The sequence below is a fragment of the Citrobacter europaeus genome (assembly GCA_020099315.1).
Lineage (GTDB): Bacteria > Pseudomonadota > Gammaproteobacteria > Enterobacterales > Enterobacteriaceae > Citrobacter > Citrobacter europaeus.
The window spans coordinates 2,205,219-2,220,519 of the sequence record CP083650.1 but is presented as its reverse complement, the minus strand read 5'-3'; the positions used below and the strand labels follow the sequence as shown (position 1 = coordinate 2,220,519).

Annotated in this window: 16 protein-coding genes; 2 read left to right on the top strand and 14 right to left on the bottom strand. The window is 50.7% G+C overall.

Annotation, left to right across the window (positions count from 1 at the left end; genetic code table 11):
- Positions 1–8: 8 nt before the first annotated feature.
- From pgmB to pspA, 13 genes are all read right to left on the bottom strand, one after another.
- A complete protein-coding gene (pgmB, locus tag LA337_10515) occupies positions 9–677 on the bottom strand; it encodes a beta-phosphoglucomutase (GenBank protein UBI18083.1) in 669 nt (222 codons plus the stop codon).
- Positions 674–2,950 (bottom strand): glycoside hydrolase family 65 protein, encoded by a 2,277-nt coding sequence (locus LA337_10510; GenBank protein UBI18082.1) that lies wholly within the window; start codon positions 2,948–2,950, stop codon positions 674–676. Before LA337_10510 ends, pgmB begins: the two co-directional genes overlap by 4 nt.
- Positions 2,947–4,002 (bottom strand): Gfo/Idh/MocA family oxidoreductase, encoded by a 1,056-nt coding sequence (locus LA337_10505; protein ID UBI18081.1) that lies wholly within the window; start codon positions 4,000–4,002, stop codon positions 2,947–2,949. The genes LA337_10510 and LA337_10505 overlap by 4 nt, the downstream gene beginning before the upstream one ends.
- Before the next feature lie 10 nt (positions 4,003–4,012).
- Positions 4,013–4,801 carry a sugar phosphate isomerase/epimerase gene (locus tag LA337_10500; protein ID UBI18080.1) on the bottom strand — a complete coding sequence of 263 codons (789 nt, stop codon included), beginning with the start codon at positions 4,799–4,801 and terminating at the stop codon, positions 4,013–4,015.
- Between the two features lie 16 nt (positions 4,802–4,817).
- Entirely contained in the window at positions 4,818–5,870 is a 1,053-nt protein-coding gene (locus LA337_10495) for a zinc-binding alcohol dehydrogenase (GenBank protein UBI18079.1), read from the bottom strand.
- A gap of 27 nt (positions 5,871–5,897) precedes the next feature.
- Entirely contained in the window at positions 5,898–6,740 is an 843-nt protein-coding gene (locus LA337_10490) for a carbohydrate ABC transporter permease (protein UBI18078.1), read from the bottom strand.
- Positions 6,727–7,608 carry a sugar ABC transporter permease gene (locus LA337_10485; protein ID UBI18077.1) on the bottom strand — a complete coding sequence of 294 codons (882 nt, stop codon included), beginning with the start codon at positions 7,606–7,608 and terminating at the stop codon, positions 6,727–6,729. Before LA337_10485 ends, LA337_10490 begins: the two co-directional genes overlap by 14 nt.
- A 20-nt stretch (positions 7,609–7,628) precedes the next feature.
- Positions 7,629–8,921, bottom strand: coding sequence for an ABC transporter substrate-binding protein (locus tag LA337_10480; protein ID UBI18076.1), 1,293 nt, complete (start codon positions 8,919–8,921; stop codon positions 7,629–7,631).
- Between the two features lie 16 nt (positions 8,922–8,937).
- Positions 8,938–10,617 carry a sugar phosphorylase gene (locus LA337_10475; GenBank protein ID UBI18075.1) on the bottom strand — a complete coding sequence of 560 codons (1,680 nt, stop codon included), beginning with the start codon at positions 10,615–10,617 and terminating at the stop codon, positions 8,938–8,940.
- A gap of 191 nt (positions 10,618–10,808) precedes the next feature.
- Entirely contained in the window at positions 10,809–11,039 is a 231-nt protein-coding gene (gene pspD, locus LA337_10470; protein ID UBI18074.1) for a phage shock protein PspD, read from the bottom strand.
- Between the two features lie 8 nt (positions 11,040–11,047).
- Entirely contained in the window at positions 11,048–11,407 is a 360-nt protein-coding gene (gene pspC / locus LA337_10465) for an envelope stress response membrane protein PspC (protein ID UBI18073.1), read from the bottom strand.
- Positions 11,407–11,631: an envelope stress response membrane protein PspB gene (pspB, locus tag LA337_10460; protein ID UBI18072.1), complete on the bottom strand. Its 225-nt coding sequence runs from the start codon at positions 11,629–11,631 to the stop codon at positions 11,407–11,409. Before pspB ends, pspC begins: the two co-directional genes overlap by 1 nt.
- A 54-nt stretch (positions 11,632–11,685) precedes the next feature.
- The gene (gene pspA / locus LA337_10455; protein UBI18071.1) at positions 11,686–12,354 is read right to left on the bottom strand and encodes a phage shock protein PspA; all 669 of its coding nucleotides are present in this window, start codon (positions 12,352–12,354) and stop codon (positions 11,686–11,688) included.
- 155 nt (positions 12,355–12,509) lie between these two features.
- On the opposite strand from pspA, the gene pspF reads away from it, so the two are divergent.
- Together pspF and LA337_10445 are read left to right on the top strand one after the other, a co-directional pair.
- A complete protein-coding gene (gene pspF / locus LA337_10450; protein UBI18070.1) occupies positions 12,510–13,499 on the top strand; it encodes a phage shock protein operon transcriptional activator in 990 nt (329 codons plus the stop codon).
- Between the two features lie 96 nt (positions 13,500–13,595).
- Complete coding sequence (locus LA337_10445; GenBank protein UBI18069.1) at positions 13,596–14,240, top strand: quinolone resistance pentapeptide repeat protein QnrB28; 645 nt, start codon at positions 13,596–13,598, stop codon at positions 14,238–14,240.
- Between the two features lie 91 nt (positions 14,241–14,331).
- Here LA337_10445 and LA337_10440 read toward each other — a convergent pair whose 3' ends face one another.
- Positions 14,332–15,240 (bottom strand): SDR family oxidoreductase, encoded by a 909-nt coding sequence (locus tag LA337_10440; GenBank protein UBI18068.1) that lies wholly within the window; start codon positions 15,238–15,240, stop codon positions 14,332–14,334.
- Positions 15,241–15,301: the final 61 nt, after the last annotated feature.

The following is a 15,301-nucleotide window of genomic DNA, read 5'->3' as shown; positions in this document are numbered from 1 at the left end:
TGAATCCTTTACTTGTCGTGTTGCCAGAAAGCCGATAAGCACGGCCACGTCAGAAATTCGGTTGCAGGAAGCTGCAAGCCTGCCCCATTCAGCCCTGTACCGATGCCGACAGAAAGCATGCCGCAGGCGTTGATTGCATCAATTCCCGCTTGTGCATCTTCTATGCCAATACACTGCTGCGGGTCAACGCCAAGGCCCGAACACGCGGCCAGGAATATTTCGGGATCTGGTTTCGAGCGGGAAATCAGCGCCGCATCTGCACAGAAATCAAAATAAGAGCTAAGATCAAGCGCTTGTAAAATCGCAGGGGCATTGAGCGACACAGAGGCCAGCCCCACTGGAATCCGCTCTTCCCGCAGCGTCATCAGCAGCTCACGTATTCCCGGCAATACCGAGTTCACCGTCAACTGGCGCAAAGAATGGACATACAGTCTGTTTTTTCTCTCGGCCAATTGTACGCAGGCCTCAGCAGAAAACGCCCCCGCCTTCCCACCATGGCGCAAAATACGCTGTAGCGATTCGCTGCGACTAATCCCTTTCAGGCTGTCATTAAATGCTTCGTCAATCGCAACCCCGATTTCAGCGGCTACCTGCCGCCAGGCGAGAAAATGCAGATGCGCAGTGTCGGTAATCACGCCATCTAAATCAAAAATGATGGCCTGTGGTTTGAGTATCATTCATCGCCCCTTCTTGTGGTAGCGGTCCCATAACTGGGCGAAATAATGGCGTCATTACTGATTACGGCCTCCCCCTGCACGGAGATTTTTTCGCCATTAACCCAAAGGAAAATTTGCTCAGCACTGCGAATACGGATTTCGGCAGCGTTGATAGTTATCTGCATAGCGGAACCCTGCCAGCGCAGCGGAAAAGACAGCATTTGCCAGTGAGCAGGTAATGCAGGCGCAAGATGTAACTCTCCGTGGCGAACGTTCACACCAGCAAATCCCTGAATTGCGCCCAGCCAGATGGCCCCCGTCGCCGCGGCATGAATTCCGTCATCACAACTATGTGGATCATCCCCAAGATCGATAAGCGATCCTTCGCGCCAGAACCGATACCCCTGAGCCGAATCACCGCAACGTGCAGCCACAATCCCATGGATCGCCTTACTCAAAGACGAGTCGTGTATTGTGCGCGGCTCGTAAAAACGCAGGTTAGCCAGACAGGTTTGCGGGCTAAACTGCTCCGGCAACATGTAGGTCAGCATCACTACATCGGCCTGTTTGAGAATTTGCATCTCATTGACTTCTGCACGGGAGTAATCGAGTAAAACGGTCTGCTTGCCCGCTTTGGCTTTGTACTGCGACAGGTCGATAACCGGTTTGTTCAGGAAGGTATCATCCTGAGGAAGCACGCCATCGGGCTGAACTTCCGGTCGCCAGAGATGCTGTAAAAAATGCTCTGCGCGATGAATAAACGTGTCATCGCCGCAGCCCAACCGACGGACAAAACCCAGCGCCTGCTCTACGTTGTACCAGGCCATGTAGTTGGTGAACGCATTGTTGTTCACATGCTCAGTGTATTCATCCGGGCCAATCACATCGTGGATCTCTAAACGACCGTTGACCATGATCGCTCTGCTTATCCAGAACTTTGCCGTTTCCAGAAGCAGCGTTATACCTTCACGGGACATAAAGTTCATATCCCCGGTGGCATGCCAGTAATTGATTACCGCCCAGGCAACATCCGCCACGAGGTGATGTTCAGCCTGCGCGGAGGCCACTTTTTGCCGCAGCCCGGTACGGATGTTGATCGCCGCGAATTCAGGCGTTTCCTCATCACCGCTGCGAGCGCTTTCCCACGGGAAAAGCGCGCCCTGCCAACCGTTACGGCGGGCTTTCTCACGCGCGCCGGGCAAATTATGCCAGCGATAACGCAGTAGACTTCTCGCGGTTTTCGGTTCGGTAAACAGGTGAAACGGTAACAAAAAGACTTCAGTATCCCAGAAGATGTGCCCTTTATACCCTTCGCCCGTCAGACCTTTGGCCGCAATACTGCTGCGCTCATCGTGGTCTGGGGTCATCACACGCAGATGATAGAGCGCATAGTCCAGCGCCCGCTGATCGCTGATATCCGTGCTGGTAACCTGAACGCGACGAGTTTGCCACCAGGCATGCCAGTTGGCGGTCGACTCAGCCAGCAGTGCGTCATATCCCTCCTGGGCGCATGATTCCAGGTTACGCAGTGACTGACGTCCCCAGGTCTCCAGCGACAGGTTGCGTTCGCTCGCCCAGTCTACCCAGCTCATTTTCGTCAGCGTGACGCGCTGCCCGGCTTGCGCATGCACGCTGTTGTGTTGTAACAACCGGCGCTCTTTCGCGGTGAAACAACGCTGCGCCGCGCCATCTACATCACAATATGTCGTGATAGCGATGTCATTACGATTGTCCTGGGTGGTGTAAATCCCTTGCATAAGATGCTGGCCAAAGACCCGGACCTGCGTTTCGTCCAGATGCTGGCGACCATGATTAGTGATCGTGGCATCAATACCGGTCGAGATACCAATGTTGGCATCGGCATCCAGTGGTGTTACGACAACTTCCATAGCAAACAGCGGCAGTTTATGTGCCGAGACAAATCGCCTGCTCTCAATGGCAAAACGCGCCCCGTCAGACGCACGCCAGGTAAGCGTACGGCGTAATTCTCCGCTGGCAAAATCCAGTTCACGATGCCAGCTTTCAATCACACCGCCGCTGAGTGTGAAAATCTCGCCATTGAGTGAAATCTCGACTCCCACCACATCAGGCAGATTAACCAGTTCATTAATTTCGCCTTTCCCTGCCCGGTGATACAGTCCTGCAAGGTACATGCCGCGAGTTTGTAAGGTGTAGGCTTCCTCGTGGCTGGCGCGAATGCCCATATAACCGTTGCCGGTCGTCATGAGTGACGCATATTTATTCAGGCTGTGTGGGCAAAAAGCCGGTTCAGTTAGCATTACTGGCTTCGTCATAAGTCTACGTAGGTCCCTGTTTCAGCCGATTGATACAGTGCGGCAACCAATTGTTGAATAACGACGCCTTGTTCTGCGTCAGCAATAGTGACAGGCTCACCCTGGACATGATTCACGAAAGCGTCCATGCTGCGATAATGACGGTTGTCATCAGCCATTTCGCGCGCAAGCAGCACGTCAAGCGCACCATCGCGGTCGGTGTAGACCTGGGCCGGGAATAACGTTGCCCCCGCCAAATCGCCGCAGAAATTAACGTTCATAATCGATTGTTCCGGGATATTCAGCGCGAAAGAGGTTTCCAGGCGCAGGATACCGCCGTTATGAAATTCAATCGTGCCGAACAGGGAATCCTCCACGGTATACGTCGCGGGATCCCATTTCCCAAACTGGCCGCTGTTTTTACGCGTGCCAATGCGTTGATAGCTGTGCGCGTTAACGCGCTTTACCGCCGGGAACCCCAACACATACATGGCGGCATCCAGCATATGAATACCAAGATCAATTAACGGCCCGCCGCCCTGCAGTTCTTTGTTGGTAAACACCCCCCAGCCGGGCACGCCGCAGCGGCGCAAAGCACGGACATTGGTGACATAAATTTCACCCAGCACACCGGCCATAACCTGCTCACGAAGCAGTTGCGTATCCAGTGCGAAACGATGATGAAAATCATAAGCCAGTACTTTTCCCATCCGACGCGCCGTTTGACACATTTCCAGCGCCTCGTCTGGCGTCATCGCCGGAGGTTTCTCGCACATCACATGACACCCAGCGTTCAATGCCAACATGGTGTGTTCATAATGAAAACGATTGGGCGAGCAAATACTGACGATATCTGGCTTAGCCTCACGTAACATCGTTTGAGGATCGTCCCAAACCTGCGGATTACCGTATTTTTCTGCAAACAGCCGCGCCTGTGACAGGCGGCTGTCGCAGACAGCCACCAGTTCCAGATCGTTACGGGTGCAGTAGTACGAAGCATGAACTTTATCCGCCACCTGCCCGGCGCCGATAATGGCGACGCGTAGCGGAGAGCTTGTCAGTGCACTTTTCACGGAAATCCTCTTAGCAGGTACGCAGCCAGGCCAGTGACTGACGGTACGCTTCCGGCAGATTCTCTGCCCGCACGCGCCCTTCGTACACGACGTAACCCTGATAATTATCTTCACGCAACTGGTCAAACAGCGCAGCGAAATCCAGCGTACCGCTCCCCGGCTGATAACGATGATTATCCGCAATATGGACGTGACCCAGCAGATCGCGGTTGTCGTGCAGCGCCTGTGCCATATCGTCTTCTTCGATATTCATATGGTAAAAATCACCAATGATTTGCACATGCTTCAGGTTGTTTTCCACGATATAGCGACGGGCATCCGCCAGGGTGTTGATCATATGATCCTGATAGCGATTGAGCGGCTCCAGATACACCACCGTCCCCGTACGCTCGGCAACTTTATCAAGATAAATCAATGAATCACTGACGGCCTTACGATCGCCTTCCAGGCTACGCGGGGACGTCATCGGCGGTAAGCGGAAGGTAAACATGCCCCATGCCGCGGGTACAATGATGCCTTGCCCACCGACTTCGGCCAGCGCTTCGAGAATGCGGGTAATCTGCTGTAAACCGTTCAAACGACGCTCTTCGATAAAATCACCGATCCAGCCGTCATATCCGCCGCAGGCGGTCGTGACGGGCAGCCCCGTTTCTTTGATTGCCGCTTTTACTTCTGCAAGATTATTGACCAGCAATTTGCCGTCAATTTCAAAACCATCAAACCCCATTTCTTTGATATAACGGAATTTTTCAAGAATGTTTTCCGGGAAAAAAGCCTGGTTCTGTGTTCCGATTTTCATTTTCTGCATTCCTTAATTAAAACGTCACGCCCATTTTGATGCTCTTTTCCGGATGTCGGTCCACATACTGCATATAGCTTTCCGGGCTGCTGGCAAAAGTTACTACCGGGTCAATAAGTTCTTCACAGTTCAGATAACCGTTCATCAACAGCTCCCAGCAGGTCTCCTCAATACGCTTGCGGCTCCAGCGCGGATAATCTGGATTTGGTTCACTGCAGGCGCGGGAGAAGACAATTTTGGCGTTGTTGAAGTGCGCTTCACGCCCAAGGTTGAACCCTTCTGCAAAAGGTTTCGCGAAAGCGACATAGGAGATGGTTCCACCATAGGCCAGACCACGTAGCGCCGATTGCAACGCATCCGCATAACCGCTGGTTTCGATGATCACATCCGCGCCCTGCTTGCCGGTCAGCTTCTTAATTTCCATTCCCACATCGGTGCCCAGAGGATTCAGACAGAAATCCGCGCCGTGGCGACGTGCGATATCGCAGCGATGAGCAATCGGATCCACGCCAATAACCACCGAGGCTCCCGCTTTCTTAGCTAACTGGACGGCAATCTGACCAATCGCACCTAAACCCACGATGACTACGAAGTCGCCGACACGCACATTGGCGTCGCGCACACCGCTCATGGCAAATTGTGCCGGGTCATAGCAAACGGCATTTTTCCACGAACTGCCTTCCGGCATTTTGCGCAATTTATAGTTGTTCACCGCATTAAAAATAACCGTTTCAGCCAGAGGACCGTAGCCGCAAACTGAATCGCCAACGGCGTATTCGGTCACATCGCTGCCACACTCAACAATATCGCCTACCACCATGTTGCCAAGCTGGAATTTGCCGAATTCAATCCCGCGCGGCGCCCCTTCCGGACGCGGCATGAACATTTGCCATTCGCTGTTAAAATCTTCGTCAATAAACGGGCTGGCCGCGCGAAAATCGACGACTTCCGTGCCATGTTTCGGCGCACCAAAGCGAACGCGTACTTTAACTTCATTGGCGGATACCGCTCTGTCTTCATATTCCACCAACGCCGCAACGCGCGGTTCTGTGGCAACTAACTTCTTCATTTACAACTCCTTAATTAAACTGGCCGCTTAGCCTTTCACGCCGCCTGCGGTCAAACCACTTTTAATAAAACGTTCGGAAAGCGCATACATAATGACAACCGGCAATGCAGTGACTAACGATGCAGCCATCATGCGTCCCCAGATATAGTCAGGCGTACTGAACAGCGCGTTCAGACCGACCGGTAAGGTAAAATTGCTGGCGCTGGAAAGGAAAATCGAGGCAAATAGATAGTCATTCCACGCCACCATAAAGCAGTACACAAAGACCGAAACCAGACCAGACATCGCCAAAGGCACGGTAATGCGAAAGATGATCTGCAGACGATTCAACCCATCCATCATCGCGGCTTCTTCTATCTCATCCGGAATAGTGTCGAAGTAACTTTTCAGCATGAACACCGCGGTCGGCAGCGTCTGGGTGACCATGGTGATAATCAACGCCATTTCGGTGTCATAAATACCGAGCGCCGTGATGATTTTGAAAAGCGGCACCACCAGCAGGATCCCTGAAAACATGTACACCGTATAAAAGCTGGCATTGATGGTCATTCGTCCCTTAAAACGCAGGCGGGAAAGCGCATATGCCCCGAGCACGCCCAGAAATACCGCCACCACCGATGACGTGACCGATACCACCAGGCTATTACGGAAGTAGTCAACAAACGGGAAAATCATCGGGTTGAAGATGTCGATGTAATGTTCCAGCGTCCATTGCTGCGGTAACAGCGTCGGATGCAGCGAGATCGCCTCTTTTGCGCTTTTGAATGAGGTCATCAGCATCACAAAAAATGGAAATAGCGTGATGCCCAGAAAGACAATTAATCCACAGTAAAAGCCAATGCGGCCAAGCGTGCGCTTATTTGTTGCCATTGAGGTTCACCCGTTTTCTGGTCAGCAGGATTACAGCGAAAATGATGACGAAGAGGACGACAGAGATCGCGGCCGCTTTGCCTAAGTCATTAAATGCAAACGCCGTTTTATAGAGATAGACCCCGAGAATATCGACTTTAGTGGTCAACAGATAAACATCGGCGAACATGTAGAACATCCAGATCGTACGTAGCGTGACCACGGTCGCCAGCACGGGCATAATCGCCGGCAGCGTGACGATACGAAACCGTTGCCAGGCATTCGCGCCGTCCATTTCTGCCGCCTCATACAACGATTTATCAATAGTCTGTAAAATCGCCAGAAACGAGATAAAGGCGTATGGGAAATAGCGCCAGATGGCGAACAGCACGACCAGCGCGAAGCTGCTGCCGGGATTGTCGAACCACAGCGGCGCCTGATCGTAGAGATGCAACAGATCCACGCCGAGGTAGTTCACAATGCCGTAGCCGTTGTTGAACATGTATTTCCAGGCAAACACCAGCGAAATTGATGGCGTTACGTAAGAGAGGATGACCAGTGAGCGCGCCGTTTTCCGCAGACGAAACTCACGGTTAAAAAACATCGCCACTCCCAGCCCCAGTACCGTGCTCCCTGCCACAACCAGCGCGGTATACCAGACCGTCATCCATAGCGAATGCCAGAATCCAGGATCGGATAAGATCCGGATATAGTTGCTCAGCCCGACAAACGTAGACTCAATTTGCGGATTAAGCGGCAGACGCATAAAGCTGATTTCGATATTAGATATCATCGGCCACGCCACTAAACCGCCCAATAACAGTAAGCTGGGCGCCAGCAGGAGCATGGCAAATGGCATATCAGATCGACCTGAAAAGAACTTATTCATCACGGCTTTCCATTTCCCCATTAGCGCTGTTCAACGAGGTCATCCAGTTTTGTCTGGCTGGCCTTGATAGTCGATGAAAGGTCAGCTTTCCCTACCGTGACGTTGTGCACCATGGTACTCACAACACCCGATCCGGTTACGTCGCCCATGCGGGTAAAGTTCTTATCACCGACAGCGCCAAAGACCTGAATATTCGGCAGTTCGGCAATCAGTTGATCGGGTAATTCACCCAGCGCTTTGATAACGGCGTTATCTTTCCACGTCGGCGTATTCACCACCGCTTTGTTGACCGGCAGCGCAGCCCCTGGCGACATCATGACCCAATCCGCAATGTTGTCGGCCTGCTCCATGAAGGTGACAAATTTCTCTGCTGCTTCTGTCTCTTCGGTTTTTTGACCAGCAGTAATGGTTAGCGACGTCAGCATGCCGTAAACCGCGGAATTTTTTTCCGTCGGTACCATAAAGCCAACATTTTTAGGATCGCCCTCTTTGATCACCGCCGGGAGGATATAGGTGGAATAAATCGCCATTGGCGCCGTGCCGTTCATGAAAGCGTCTTTGACTTCCATGATGTCGTTAGAGCCCGGCATGGTGTTCATGGCAAGTTGGCGGTAATACTGCAGCGCCTGCGCCATCTCAGGGGTGTCGAGCGTAATCTTTCCCTGCGCATCAAAAACGTTGGCCTGGTTAGAGAGCGCGAACTGAGAGAATGACTGTTCGGTCAAAACGCTTTCTGCCGTGGGTAGCGCAATACCGTATTTCTTACTGCCAGGATTGTTGAGCTTCTGGGCCACGTTCAGCAATTGCTGCCAGTCTTTTGGTTCTTCCAGTCCAGCTTTTGCCAGCACATCTTTGCGATACCAGATCCCGCCAATCCAGGCGCTGACCGGAACCCCAGTCCATGCACTACCGTCTTCAGTACGCACAATACGCAGGACGCCATCATAAAAAGTACCTTCACCGACGCCGTTGATGACCTGCGCCACCGCTTTACGATCGATAAGGGATTCTTTATCCATAACTTTCGCGTAGTCATGGCTGGTTTCAATGACTTCAGGCAGTGAACCGCTGCGCGCCAGGGTGATGACCTTGGTGTTGTAAGCATCTTCTTCCACAGGAACCTGTTTGACGCTGATGCCCGGATTTTCTTTTTCAAAACGCTCAATCAGTTTTGCAATAACTGCTTGCCGCTCCTGCTCGACAGAAGAGTGCATAAATTCAATCGCGACAGAGGACTTTTTATCATCCTTACACCCGGAAACCAGGGCGCAGGAAACCAGTGCTGAAATCAGCACAATTTTAGCTTTAAGCATGAAATGTTCCTTTTTATTACTTAACCCACATGACCTGCCAGGCGTACAACGTTAATTCTTTACCTGAAATAGTTTCACCGCTAATCAAATCAAATCCATTTTCAATATCAATGCAAATGGTTTGCGTATGACCGCTGACATTAAATAGTCCAGTAATTTCCTCGCCTGTTTCCGCCGTACGTTTAATTTGCATGACGGCTGGTGTAACATTGCAAATTTGAAAATCACTATCAGGGTGGAATGCTTTATTATTACGACGTATTACAATGAGTCGGGATAACTCATGATAAATAGCGTTACGCAAACTGGTTTCATCTGCCAGTTCCGTTTCTATTTGTCTTATCTGATATTTTTTGCGGTTGATCGCACGGTTATAACCTAACGTCTCAACACCTTTATAGTCATTGCGTGATCCAAGGATGCTTTGAATGTAAACCGCCGGCACACCAGGAAAACTCAGCAAAATGGCATGTGCGAGAATAAAGCGAGAAAACCGCTCAGCATCGCTACAATTTCCTGGCGTTAGCGCATCCATATATGTCACGTTAATTTCATACGGACTGCGAGTACCATCAGGATTATTTTTCCAGTTAACCAGTGCGCCTTCCTGTTGTAATTCTGTCACCAGACGCATGATCTCGTCTTCAGGCAACAAACCGCGCAATGGATTGAGACCAATACCGTCATGCGATGCGAGAAAATTAAACCAGGTGGTCTCGCCAGACGGCAGTTCCAGTGATTGCGCCCACTGGCACAATGTCGACGTGTCCTGGCGTTGTACCGCATGCAGCACCAGCGGCGGCAGCGAGAACTGGTACACCATATGCGCTTCATCACGGCCATTACCATAGTAAGACACGTTATCCTTATGTGGGACGTTCGTTTCGGTAATAATCGCTGTGCCAGGCGCCGCACAGTCAGCAATAGCGCGGAATAGTTTGATAAGCTGATGCGTTTTTTCCAGATGAATACAGCTCGTTCCTGGCTCTTTCCACATAAAGCCAACTGCATCCAGGCGGACATAATCTGCGCCCTGCTCAAGATAGCTCAATAGCACATCGACCATCGCCAGTAGTACTACCGGGTTGGCATAATTGAGATCGACCTGGTCGTCGCTGAACGTCGTCCATAAATGGCGTACGGTGTTATCTTTTAGCGTAAACGGCGTCAGTAACGGTAATGCGCGTGGACGTGTGACGTTGCTCAGGTCCGTATCAGGATCCATTGCAATAAAGAAATTTTCATAACCGTCAAGTTGTTGTAAATAATTATTAAACCACTCGCTTTTAGCTGACATATGGTTACAAACAAAATCAAACATCAGTCGACTGGATTCACCTAATTCCTTAATATCATTCCAGTCACCCGTTTCTTCGGCAACCTGATGGTAATTAATCACGGAAAACCCATCATCCGATGACCACGGATAAAACGGCAGCAGATGCACATGAGAAAATGTCGTCTTAAGCCATTCATTATAAAATTGATTAAATGTAGGCAGCGGTTTTTTACCAGCCCCGTGGAATTGATCGGCGTAGGTAATAAGAACGACATCGCCCTCATCCCAATGCGCTTTACGGATCTTTTTAATTAATCCCTGTGACTTCTCTAAACGTGCAAGCAGCGCTTCATAGTGGCATGAAGTAAATGTATCACCATAAACTTCTGTCAGACATTTTTGGATTTTTTGGTTCACCTTCAATTCTCGTGGTAGCGGTCCCATGAATCAAGAGACTACTCTGCGGAAAATAAGCTGTCAATCAGCTGAGGTGGTCTGGAGGGGGGTAAAAAAAGAATTTTGGCAGCCAAAAAATCGTATTTGTGAGCTGCCGCAAATTAACTGATGGAATGTTGATTAATTGTTGCTTGCTTTTGCTGATTCAGATATCAGGTTTGATTATCAGAATAGCGTTTCGACAATTTTGCTGCAGCCCGACTCAACACCGGCTCCAGAACCAACGCCAGCAGCATTTTTAGCGGGCGTCGGGCGACGGATTTCACCGCCCACCCTGCTACCCCTGCCGGGCCGTAACGAAGCGCCGTCAAAAGCACCAGCTTACCTGCTATTTTAAAGCCCGGCTTAACCCTTTGCCCGGCACGTTGCCAGCGATTGTTCATGTCTAACCTCACAATTGGCGGAAACGACTACGTAATGAAAAAGTATCAGACGTCACATAACGTTCCATTTCACGCAAACGCTTTTCACCTGCTGCCAGTTCGCGATCGACAGCATCCAACAGCTCGCCGCTAGATGGCTGTTGCTCGCCACAGACCACATTGTCCGGCATCGGGTCTAACACAAACGTCAGCACGATGTAGGCGACGAAGGTGAAAAAGGCCAGGCCAAAAAAGACTGACAACACCACCAGGATCCGTACCAGCTTCACAGGTACATCGAGATAATGCGCAATACCTGCGCAAACCCCCTTCACAATGCCCTGCTGCGGAATACGCCACAGTTTTTTGTTCAGGTTAACGCCTCCCATTAGCGGTCCCTCCAGTTTGGATGTTCAGCATCAAGGATGTCTTCCAGCGCCTGAATGCGCTCGCGCATCCGCTGTGCGTCATCGTTGAGTTCGACCAGACGTTGCTGTTCACTTTGCGACAGTTCGCCACGACTGGAACGGTTGCTGTAATGCAGCCAGAGCCAAATCGGTAAAACGAACAACACAAAGATGGTTAACGGGATAGCCAGAAATAGCGCGCTCATGAGTACTCCTTACAGGTGATGAGCGGCGGCGCGTTCGGGCGCCGCCAGATGTTATTATTGCTTGTCTTGCTGCATTTTGGCTTTAAGTTGCGCCAGCTGCTCGCTGATTTCATCATCTGCTTTCAGGTCAGCAAATTGCTGATCCAGAGACTTTTGTTTACCGAAGTTATGGCTTTCAGCCTCAGCTTCCATATGATCGATACGACGCTCGAAAGATTCAAAGCGCGCCATCGCTTCATCCAGTTTACCGCTGTCCAGTTGACGACGGACATCACGCGAAGAACTCGCTGCCTGATGACGCAGCATCAGCGCCTGCTGACGAGCCCGGGTTTCACTGAGTTTATTTTCCAGCTCACCAATCTCTTTTTTCATACGCGCCAGCGTATCGTCAACCAGCGTCACCTCATGCTCCAGAGAAGCAATCAGGTCAGTCAGTTTCTGTTTTTCGATTAACGCAGAACGCGCCAAATCTTCTTTCTCTTTACGCAGCGCCAGCTCGGCTTTTTCTTGCCACTCTGCCTGTTGCGCGCTGGCCTGTTCAATACGGCGAGATAATTGTTTCTTTTCTGCCAGAGCGCGTGCGGAATTTGAACGCACCTCAACCAGCGTATCTTCCATTTCCTGGATCATTAACCGCACCAGCTTCTGCGGATCTTCAGCCTTTTCCAGCAACGCATTAATGTTGGCGTTCACGATGTCGGCAAAACGAGAAAAAATACCCATAATGTAATCCTCACTTACTGTTCTGATATCGGGCTATGCCCTGCTGATTTCGTAATGCACTTGGCGTGCCAACTTTTTATCCCATTGATTTTAATAATTATATCTAATTTTACCTGTCGAGATAATTAGGGTAAATTGGTGAATAACACTAACAAATGGTGAATTTCATCATGGCAGAATACAAAGATAATCTTCTGGGTGAAGCAAACAGCTTTATTGAAGTGCTGGAGCAGGTTTCTCATCTGGCGCCACTGGATAAACCTGTGCTGGTTATCGGTGAGCGAGGTACAGGGAAAGAGCTTATTGCCAACCGCCTGCACTACCTCTCTACGCGTTGGCAAGGCCCGTTTATTTCACTTAACTGCGCGGCGCTCAACGAGAACTTACTCGATTCCGAACTGTTTGGTCACGAAGCGGGTGCCTTTACCGGCGCGCAAAAACGCCACCCTGGACGTTTCGAGCGCGCCGATGGCGGCACGCTGTTTCTTGACGAGCTGGCGACTGCCCCCATGCTGGTGCAGGAAAAACTGTTGCGCGTCATTGAGTATGGCGAGCTGGAGCGCGTTGGCGGCAGCCAGCCGTTGCAGGTTAACGTACGCCTGGTTTGTGCGACCAATGCCGACCTGCCACGTATGGTCAGCGAAGGCACTTTCCGCGCAGACCTGCTGGATCGTCTGGCCTTTGACGTGGTGCAACTTCCCCCGTTACGCGAGCGTCAAAGCGACATCATGTTAATGGCCGAACACTTTGCCATTCAGATGTGTCGCGAGATCGGGTTACCGCTGTTCCCGGGGTTTACCGCCGAGGCCAGGGAGACCCTCCTCCACTACCGTTGGCCGGGCAATATTCGTGAACTAAAAAACGTCGTGGAGCGTTCCGTATACCGGCACGGTACCAGCGATTACCCGCTGGATGAGATAATCATCGACCCCTTCCGTCGCCATGTTGCGCAGCCGCAGGTAGAGGAAACAACGCTGGCATCTGCAGCATTACCGCTGGATTTGCGTGAATTCCAGCAGCAACAAGAGAAAGACTTTTTACAAACCAGCTTGCAGCAAGCGAAATTTAATCAGAAAAAGGCCGCTGAACTACTGGGTCTGACTTACCATCAGCTTCGTGCCTTGCTGAAGAAACACCAGATTTAGGACAATTTCGCCGACGTTATACTGGAGGATTTGACGCATAGCGTTAAAACAGATTACCATGATGAAATTACTGTATAAAAAAACAGGTATATCATTATGACTCTGGCACTAGTTAGCGAAAAAATTGACAGAAACCGCTTCACCGGGGAAAAAGTTGAAAACAGTACTTTTTTTAACTGTGATTTTTCAGGGGCCGATCTTAGCGGCACTGAATTTATCGGCTGTCAGTTTTATGATCGCGAAAGCCAGAAAGGGTGTAATTTTAGTCGCGCAATGCTGAAAGATGCCATTTTTAAAAGTTGCGATTTATCCATGGCGGATTTTCGCAACGTCAGTGCCCTGGGAATTGAAATTCGCCACTGCCGCGCGCAGGGTTCAGATTTTCGCGGCGCGAGTTTTATGAACATGATCACCACGCGGACCTGGTTTTGCAGCGCATACATCACGAATACCAATCTAAGCTACGCCAACTTTTCGAAGGTTGTCCTGGAAAAGTGCGAGCTGTGGGAAAACCGCTGGATGGGAACTCAGGTAGCGGGTGCAACGTTCAGTGGATCAGATCTCTCGGGCGGTGAATTTTCAGCGTTCGACTGGCGGGCCGCAAACTTCACGCACTGTGATTTGACCAATTCAGAACTGGGTGATTTAGATATTCGGGGTGTAGATTTACAAGGCGTCAAATTGGATAGCTATCAGGCAGCGTTGCTGATGGAGCGGCTTGGCATCGCGGTGATTGGTTAGCATTCTCGGAGCGGTAAGTACCGCTCCCGTCCTTATACAATAGTGTCCGTCCTTGCCTTAAAAGTCACTTTCGACGTACAGAGCATAAACGTTAGAGGGTTCCGGTTCCCCCATCAGAACACCAGACCTGACCAGACGTATAGCTGTTCTCCTGAGCGGCCAGGGTGACATAAAGCGGCGCGATTTCCACCGGTTGTCCAGGACGTCCCAGCGGCGCATTTGCCCCAAATTTCTCCACCTTTTCCTGCGGTTGACCGCCACAACACTGCAGCACCGTCCAGTATGGACCCGGCGCGACGGCATTAACACGGATCCCTTTCGGGGCCAGCTGTTTCGCCAGCGATTTAGTAAATGCCACGATAGCTGCTTTAGTCTGAGCATAATCAAGCAAGATTTCACTTGGCTCATAAGCCTGTACCGAGGAGGTATTAATTATCACGCTGTCTGGTGAAAGATGGGGTATGGCCGCTTTGGTGATCCAAAACATAGCGTAGACATTGGTCTTAAATGTTGCGTCGAAATCTTCTGTGGTGAGTTCCTCAATTGACTCACAAAATTGCTGACGACCCGCATTATTGACGAGGATATCCAACCCTCCCAGTCCTTTTACCGCCTGTGTTACCAGATGACCGCAAAAAGCCTCATCACGGATATCTCCGGGGATGGCCAAAACATTTCTGCCTGCTTTTTTTATCAGGTCGACCACTTCACGCGCATCGTCTTCTTCTTCAGGTAAATAGTTGATCGCAACATCAGCGCCTTCACGAGCATAGGCAATAGCAACAGCACGACCAATCCCTGAATCCCCACCGGTAATTAATACCTTGCGCCCATTCAGGCGACCGCTTCCCTGATAGCTGTCTTCTCCATGGTCGGGACGCGGTTGCATTTTCCCCGCGAGCCCTGGAAAGGGCTGCTGCTGCTGTTGAAAAGGCGGCGCCGGAAAACGCGCAGAATTGGTTTTATTGATGGTCTTTTTTTCCTTGTTTAAGCCAGCCATGCAATTACCTCTCTTTATTTATCACAAAGACTAATAAGCGTAGACCAAAATGAATGGCATG

Bases quoted from the DNA above. Each gene is read 5' to 3' on its own strand.
- pgmB (UBI18083.1), bottom strand. From the start codon at position 677: ATGATACTCAAACCACAGGCCATCATTTTTGATTTAGATGGCGTGATT.
- LA337_10510 (UBI18082.1), bottom strand. From the start codon at position 2,950: ATGACGAAGCCAGTAATGCTAACTGAACCGGCTTTTTGCCCACACAGC.
- LA337_10500 (UBI18080.1), bottom strand. From the start codon at position 4,801: ATGAAAATCGGAACACAGAACCAGGCTTTTTTCCCGGAAAACATTCTT.
- LA337_10495 (UBI18079.1), bottom strand. From the start codon at position 5,870: ATGAAGAAGTTAGTTGCCACAGAACCGCGCGTTGCGGCGTTGGTGGAA.
- LA337_10490 (UBI18078.1), bottom strand. From the start codon at position 6,740: ATGGCAACAAATAAGCGCACGCTTGGCCGCATTGGCTTTTACTGTGGA.
- LA337_10485 (UBI18077.1), bottom strand. From the start codon at position 7,608: ATGAATAAGTTCTTTTCAGGTCGATCTGATATGCCATTTGCCATGCTC.
- LA337_10480 (UBI18076.1), bottom strand. From the start codon at position 8,921: ATGCTTAAAGCTAAAATTGTGCTGATTTCAGCACTGGTTTCCTGCGCC.
- pspD (UBI18074.1), bottom strand. From the start codon at position 11,039: ATGAACAATCGCTGGCAACGTGCCGGGCAAAGGGTTAAGCCGGGCTTT.
- pspC (UBI18073.1), bottom strand. From the start codon at position 11,407: ATGGGAGGCGTTAACCTGAACAAAAAACTGTGGCGTATTCCGCAGCAG.
- pspB (UBI18072.1), bottom strand. From the start codon at position 11,631: ATGAGCGCGCTATTTCTGGCTATCCCGTTAACCATCTTTGTGTTGTTC.
- pspA (UBI18071.1), bottom strand. From the start codon at position 12,354: ATGGGTATTTTTTCTCGTTTTGCCGACATCGTGAACGCCAACATTAAT.
- pspF (UBI18070.1), top strand. From the start codon at position 12,510: ATGGTGAATTTCATCATGGCAGAATACAAAGATAATCTTCTGGGTGAA.
- LA337_10445 (UBI18069.1), top strand. From the start codon at position 13,596: ATGACTCTGGCACTAGTTAGCGAAAAAATTGACAGAAACCGCTTCACC.
- LA337_10440 (UBI18068.1), bottom strand. From the start codon at position 15,240: ATGGCTGGCTTAAACAAGGAAAAAAAGACCATCAATAAAACCAATTCT.